At 43.4% G+C, this 6938-nt stretch carries 6 protein-coding genes; 5 read left to right on the forward strand and 1 reads right to left on the reverse strand.

The genetic code is table 11. The features are described from left to right. Window positions 1-3 precede the first annotated feature (3 nt). The gene (locus BUB05_RS14525; protein WP_073050345.1) at window positions 4-1008 is read right to left on the reverse strand and encodes a zinc dependent phospholipase C family protein; all 1005 of its coding nucleotides are present in this window, start codon (window positions 1006-1008) and stop codon (window positions 4-6) included. 217 nt (window positions 1009-1225) lie between these two features. Here BUB05_RS14525 and BUB05_RS14530 point away from each other — a divergent pair, with 217 nt between their 5' ends. The 5 genes from BUB05_RS14530 (at window position 1226) to BUB05_RS14550 (ending at window position 6855) form a co-directional block, all read left to right on the forward strand. Continuing rightward, window positions 1226-1588, forward strand: a complete 363-nt coding sequence (locus BUB05_RS14530) for an ArsR/SmtB family transcription factor (protein WP_073050346.1) — start codon at window positions 1226-1228, stop codon at window positions 1586-1588. 27 nt (window positions 1589-1615) lie between these two features. Then, a complete protein-coding gene (locus tag BUB05_RS14535) occupies window positions 1616-3685 on the forward strand; it encodes a heavy metal translocating P-type ATPase (RefSeq protein ID WP_073050347.1) in 2070 nt (689 codons plus the stop codon). 198 nt (window positions 3686-3883) lie between these two features. Continuing rightward, window positions 3884-5122, forward strand: coding sequence for an ABC transporter substrate-binding protein (locus BUB05_RS14540; protein ID WP_073050348.1), 1239 nt, complete (start codon window positions 3884-3886; stop codon window positions 5120-5122). Between the two features lies 1 nt (window position 5123). Further along, the gene (locus BUB05_RS14545) at window positions 5124-5825 is read left to right on the forward strand and encodes a GTP-binding protein (protein ID WP_073050349.1); all 702 of its coding nucleotides are present in this window, start codon (window positions 5124-5126) and stop codon (window positions 5823-5825) included. Next, a complete protein-coding gene (locus BUB05_RS14550; RefSeq protein WP_073050350.1) occupies window positions 5818-6855 on the forward strand; it encodes an ATP-binding cassette domain-containing protein in 1038 nt (345 codons plus the stop codon). Before BUB05_RS14545 ends, BUB05_RS14550 begins: the two co-directional genes overlap by 8 nt. Window positions 6856-6938: the final 83 nt, after the last annotated feature.

Here is a 6938-nt window from a genome sequence, read left to right on the forward strand (position 1 = left end):
GTGCTAAAACTTCTTAACACTGCAATGTTTCATCTCACATCTGTTGATTCCATCGACATAATTGTGGACAGATCCTGTCTCGAAAGAAACATTGTGGATAATTTCAGCAACATCATCAATTGAAAAATCCGAATCAATCAGCTTGAACAGCTGGTTGATTTTTTTTGCAGCATCCTTTACTGCCATGTCAAAAAGATCTACATAGGATTCAGTGGATTTTATTGTCTTATAGCAGGGATGGACCCATTCCCCGTGCTTTAGGTTCAGATAGTCATCCTTGTCATCGAATTCCTTCTGTATAAGCGCTTTAGTGATGGCATGGGGATGGCCTGCAATCCTTTCAAGGACTCCCAAGAGTTTCTTCTTTATGCCGCTTCTGTCGGGAAAGATGGAGAATAGGTCCATGAAGTCGTCTATGCAGATTGAAACGGCATTTTCCGGAAGATTTTCTCCTGTGAGCTCTTCTATGAGGCTTTCATAAAGTTGCTGTATTATTTCAGTATTTTGGGGATCCGGTGTGAAGGTTTCCCTGTAGGGGAAGTAGACGGACCTTATTTTTCCAAGTCTTTTGGAATTTAGAGCATCAAGGATCATTTCATACTCCTTGTGGAGATGGGCGTGAATTTCCGTAGCCTTGTCTCCCTTTGTGTAGACTCCCGAATAATAGAAAATGAAAGGATGTGATATGGAATCCAGAGAAAGATGGCAGACGAATCCCATTGCATATGAGATTGCTTTTTCCTTTGATGTTTTGTCGTCGATCGAGTCGATATGCTTTAACATATTATATATCAGTCTGTCTGTCTCACTTTTGTGAATCAATCCGCCGTATTTGCCATAGCCCCTGTTCTTTCTCCAGGGGGCGGCGCCGTGATATAGGAAAAAGTCCGGTCCCTGGGTTCCAAGGTCGAAAAGGGTCCTATTCTTCAATATTATATTTTTTATTTCTGCATCTATCTGTTCTAGGGCTAATTCGCCGCAGTAGTAGTGGTTCAGTATATCGGACATTCTTTCCTCCAATTTCTCAAGGATTTTAATGGGCTTACATAATGTTGCCTGGCTTATCCTTGAATTGATATATTTTATTATACTACACATTGACAAATATTGTAATCAGGAGTATCATTGAATTGAACATATGAACAATTGTTCATGTGTTAGTGAAAAACATGGTTTTATTTGCTGTAATTATACAGTAACTTAGGTACAGAAAACGGAGGATAAGATGAATAACAAGGATATACAGATATGCGATACGTTTTGCAGACATGAAGAAGCGGTTGATAAGGCAAGGAACAACATGCTTGAAGAAGAGAAGGTATATGAACTGGCAGATCTTTTCAAGGTGTTTGGAGACAGTACAAGGATAAAGATACTGAGAGCCTTGTCCGTCAATGAAATGTGCGTATGTGACATAGCATCCCTACTCTGCGTCAGTCAGTCGGCGGTGTCCCATCAGTTGAGGACACTCAAGAATGCAAGGCTGGTGAAGTTCAGGAGGGAAGGGAAGGTTGTATATTATTCCCTTGACGATGAACATGTACTGAGCATATTCACCCAGGGTCTTGAACACATAGACCACAGGTAGATTATTGTAGATTGTAAGGAGATTATTATGGTTGATAAGAAAGTCAAATATAAAAAAGGTATGAAGGCTGCAGTATCACCTGCTAAGGCTGTTAAAACTGTAGTTAGAGTGGATGCAAAAAAGACGGATGACCCGTGCTGTGATGATGATTACAACAAAAAGACATTTGAGGAGCATCATTCCTGTGGATGCGGACATTGCAGTATAGATTTTACAGAGGAATTGAACCCAGAGGAAGTAGTTGAAGAGAACCTTCTGGATACTGAGGAGTCGTTGAATGTCAAGATAACGAGGATAGGGGTAGGAGCCCTTGCATTCGTGGCTGGATTGGTATTCAGGGACAGGGTATTTGCAGTATATCTGTACTTGACGGCGTATTTCATATTAGGCTATGAAGTTATCATGAAGGCTTTTGCAAACATAAGAAGAGGGGATCTCCTTGATGAGAATTTTCTCATGGTGGTCGCTTCTGCCGGAGCAATAATTATAGGGGAATATCCGGAAGCGGCTGGTGTAATGCTTTTTTATAGTATAGGAGAATACCTCCAGGACATGGCTGTAGACAATTCAAGGAAGTCTATAAAGGCGCTCCTTAATATCAAGCCTGACTATGCAAACCTGGAACATGGCAGTCATCTGGATATTGTAAAGCCAAACAGGGTTAAAATTGGCGATATAATTGTTGTAAAGCCCGGTGAAAAGGTTCCTCTTGACGGAGTTGTCGTAGAAGGGCAGTCGTCACTTGATACATCGGCACTTACGGGAGAATCCATGCCTCAGGATGTGGCGGCTGATGATGAAATCCTGGCAGGTGCTGTCAATATAAGCGGAATTTTAAGAGTAAGGGTATCAAAGACTTTCGGTGAGTCAACTGCATTGAAAATTCTTAAGATGGTTCAGGAAGCATCAAACAGGAAGGCAAGGATGGAAAACTTCATCACAAAATTCGCCAAGTACTATACCCCTGCAGTGGTTGGAGCGGCAGCGGTCATTGCAGTTGTTCCATCACTTGCTATGTACGGGGCAATAACCAGGGACTGGATTTACAGGGGACTTATATTCCTTGTAGTATCTTGTCCGTGCGCACTTGTGCTTTCAATACCACTGGCATATTTCGGAGGTATAGGAGCGGCTTCGAAGAGAGGTATACTTGTAAAGGGAGGGAACTACCTGGAAGCGCTGGTCAACGCGGATAGGGTCATTTTCGACAAGACAGGCACACTGACAGAGGGCAGGTTCACGGTGACAAAAATAAGAACCGAGAACGGATCAACTGAAGAAGAACTTGTCTACTACGGAGCATACGGTGAATACTATTCAAACCATCCTATTGCGGAATCGATAAAAAAGAAATATGGAAAGAATATAGACAAGAATGCCATATCGGCCCACGAAGAACTCTCGGGTTTTGGAATCAAAGCTGTTGTCAACGATAGACAGGTCCTTGTGGGAAATGAAAAGCTTATGGTGGAATCGGGAATAGATATTGACATTAATGAAGAAAACGGTACATCCGTTCATATCGCAGTAGACAATGAATACAGGGGATGCATAGAGGTTGAAGACAATATAAAGGAAAGCAGCTACAATGTTGTTGACGGTCTGAAGAAGAAGGGCATTAAGGAAGTCATAATGCTTACGGGAGACAATGAAAAGACGGCAGGAAGGATTGCCGGCAAGCTTAAGCTGGACAGATATCATGCAGGGCTTCTACCTGGCGACAAACTTGACATATTAAGGAAATACCTTAACAAAACAACAAGTACAATAGCTGTCGGAGACGGCATAAACGATGCCCCACTTCTTGCGGGAGCGGATGTAGGCTTTGCAATGGGTGCTCTTGGCTCCGATGCGGCTGTGGAGGCTGCCGACATAGTTCTCATGACGGACGAGCCCTTCAAGATAGTGGAAAGCATCGGGATTGCAAGGAAGACAAGGACCATTGTATGGCAGAACATAGTATTTGCCCTTGGAATAAAAGGTCTGGTAATGGTTTTAAGTACTTTCGGCCTTGCGCAGATGTATCAGGCTATATTTGCAGATGTTGGCGTTGCTATCATTGCAGTGATGAATTCGACAAGGATAATGAAAAATTAAAATGCTCCATATTTATTGGAGTATTATAAAGAAAAATAATGATAAAAGTTTCGTAACTTATGTTACGGAACTTTTTCTTTTGCGGTGTTATCATGAGTACAGACAAACGAAGAGACAAACTCAAGTAGAAAAACAATCTACTGCAATATAGATATGGCAAGAAAGAATCAAGCAAAGAAAAAAACAGCGAGGTGCAAAATGAACAACAAATATTTCGACATCAAGGACACGTTATACGATATAACCGAAAAACATGAAGAAGCAAAGGATCTGCTGATATCGACAGGAATAGACAGCATAGGAGACGAGAAGAAAAGACGTACAATAGGGAAGTCAATTACCCTTGAAACGGCCCTCAAGATGAAAAAAATCAATGTTGATACCTTTTCAAGGCAGCTGGCAGGCTTGATAGAGGCGAGGGAAAACCGCATAGAGGAGCTTCCGGACAAGAAAGAAGCGGATGATGCGGACATAAGAATAGAAGGGATACTGCCATGTCCTGTAAGAGTTCCCCTTATGGAATCATTCCAGGAATGGATGGATGAACATGAGGAAGAGACCGATTTGAAAATAGCATATGAACTCAAGGCTGCATCCATGGGAGTTGACTGGCTTAAGGATTCCCTGGAAAAAAGCAATTCTGCAGATGTATTGGCGGACATATTTATTTCAGCAGGATTCGATCTTTTCTTCGACAAGGATCTCATAGGGAAATACAAGTCCGAGAATGTATTCGAGGACATAACTGGCATGGACCACTACAACAGGGACTTCGAGAACGACTATATGAGCCTCAAGGATCCTGACGGGGAGTACTCCATGATAGGAGTCGTCCCTGCAGTATTCCTTGTGAATACGGAAGAGTTGAAGGGGAGAAAGATGCCCGCATCCTGGGATGACATCCTCAGGGAGGAATTCGAAAATACAGTAAGCCTTCCCATAGGTGATTTCGACCTCTTCAATGCGATACTCCTGAATATCCAGAACAGATACGGAGACGAGGGAGTCAGAAAGTTAGGAAAGAGCCTGCTGCAGAGCATGCATCCGTCTGAAATGGTCAAGTCCTATGTGAAGAAATCAGCAAAGCCCGTAGTGACCATCATGCCCTACTTTTTCACAAAGATGACAAAGAGAGGCGGTCCCATGAAGGCCGTATGGCCAACAGACGGAGCTATCATCAGTCCGATATTTATGCTCACCAAGAAGGAAAGAAGGGAGAAGCTCAAGCCCATAGTTGACTTTTTCACGTCAAAGGCTGTGGGGGAAATACTTTCCCACAACGGCAGATTCCCAAGCGTAAGCCCCGAGGTTGACAATATGATATCGAGTGAACAGAAATACATGTGGTACGGGTGGGACAACATCAAGAAAAACGACATTGGAAGGCTCATCAAGAGATGCGAGAATCTCTTCCATGAAGCGGTACAGGAGGTATAGGATGAATCTTATTACAATATCGGGTCCTCCCTCATCGGGGAAGACATCGGTTATTCTGAAGACAATACAGGCACTTCATCAGAGGGACCTGAAGGTTGGAGTGGTGAAGTTTGACTGTCTCTACACCGACGACGACATACTATATGAAAAGGCGGGAGTTCCAGTGAAGAAGGGGCTGTCAGGATCCCTTTGTCCTGACCATTACTTCGTAAGCAATATTGAAGAGGTTGTCCAGTGGGGCATAAGCCAGGAGGTTGATTTACTCATAACGGAAAGTGCCGGACTCTGCAACAGGTGTTCGCCCTATATAAGGGACATAAAGGCAGTATGTGTAATAGATAATTTAAGCGGCATCAACACTCCGAAGAAGATAGGTCCCATGCTGAAGTCGGCAGACATAGTTGTAATCACGAAGGGAGACATAGTATCCCAGGCCGAAAGGGAAGTCTTTGCATCCAAGGTCCATTCGGTGAATTCAAAGGCAATTACAATGCATATAAACGGTCTTACGGGACAGGGAGCATTCGAGCTCAGCACTCTGTTGTATGATGAAAATGAAAATATAGAAACCGTCAAAGGAAAGGAACTGAGGTTCTCCATGCCGTCTGCACTGTGCTCCTATTGTCTTGGAGAGAAGAGGATTGGCGAGGACTATCAGATGGGCAATGTGAGGAAGATGGACCTGGGAGGAAGCAATGAATAAGACCATGAATATAGAAAAGATGAAAATAGGAGAAATTGCAAAGGAATATCCCTTTGCCCTGTCCTTTTTCGAAAGCAACAAGCTGGACATCGAGGGGCACGAGGAAGAGACCTTCGAGGAATATCTCAATGGCTTTTCCGAAGAGGACATTGAGGAATGGGCAATAGACATTGAAAAGATAAGGATGGACTTTGTTGAATACATATCTGAAATGCTTGAATTCCTGGGACTTGAGAAAGATGACACAGTTGAATCCCTGTCCATACTGGCTGGAAGGAACAAAAGCGGAGAGGAAGAGGACTTTGGCTCCCTCACCATAAGAAAGAGCGAAATTATATCCATAGTGGGACCGACAGGGTCAGGTAAGAGTCGACTGCTGGCAGATATAGAATGGACTGCGAACAAGGATACTCCAACTGGAAGGACGATTCTAATCAATGGAGAACTTCCCGACAGGAAATGGAGATTCTCATCTTCAAACAAACTGGTGGCCCAGCTGTCCCAGAACATGAACTTCGTAATGGACCTAACAGTAAGGGAATTCATAGAGCTCCACGCCGAGAGCAGGATGGTTGAAAACCAGGAGCTTGTGGTGGAGAGGATAATAGAGGCTGCAAACAACCTGGCCGGGGAGAAGTTCAGTCTGGATACACCGATCACCTCATTAAGCGGTGGACAGTCAAGGGCTTTAATGATTGCCGACACTGCAATTCTCAGCACTTCACCAATTGTGCTCATAGATGAGATAGAAAACGCGGGAATTGACAGAAAGAAGGCTCTCAACCTCCTCGTTGGAGAGGCGAAGATAGTGCTCATGGCTACCCACGACCCCAGCCTTGCCCTCATGGCTGACAAGAGGATAGTCATAAAGAACGGCGGTATCCACAAGGTCATGGAGACCGACGACAAGGAAAAGGAAATGCTCAGCGAGCTTGAAAAGATAGACAGGATTGTAAACAGGTTGAGAGCCGATCTGAGAGCAGGCAAGTCGATGGAAAACACTATAAATATTATAAATAAATTAAAATAAGGAAGTTTTAATCAAAAACAAGTTTCGTATTTATTCATTCAACAGATGATGTACAGTAGAACCATCTATACTTCATCTCTCTC

Source organism: Dethiosulfatibacter aminovorans DSM 17477, assembly GCF_900142005.1.
Classification (GTDB): domain Bacteria; phylum Bacillota; class Clostridia; order Tissierellales; family Dethiosulfatibacteraceae; genus Dethiosulfatibacter; species Dethiosulfatibacter aminovorans.

Coding starts and splice junctions, on each gene's coding strand:
- BUB05_RS14530 (WP_073050346.1), top strand. CDS start 1,226: ATGAATAACAAGGATATACAGATATGCGATACGTTTTGCAGACATGAA.
- BUB05_RS14550 (WP_073050350.1), top strand. CDS start 5,818: ATGAATAAGACCATGAATATAGAAAAGATGAAAATAGGAGAAATTGCA.
- BUB05_RS14535 (WP_073050347.1), top strand. CDS start 1,616: ATGGTTGATAAGAAAGTCAAATATAAAAAAGGTATGAAGGCTGCAGTA.
- BUB05_RS14525 (WP_073050345.1), bottom strand. CDS start 1,008: ATGTCCGATATACTGAACCACTACTACTGCGGCGAATTAGCCCTAGAA.
- BUB05_RS14540 (WP_073050348.1), top strand. CDS start 3,884: ATGAACAACAAATATTTCGACATCAAGGACACGTTATACGATATAACC.
- BUB05_RS14545 (WP_073050349.1), top strand. CDS start 5,124: ATGAATCTTATTACAATATCGGGTCCTCCCTCATCGGGGAAGACATCG.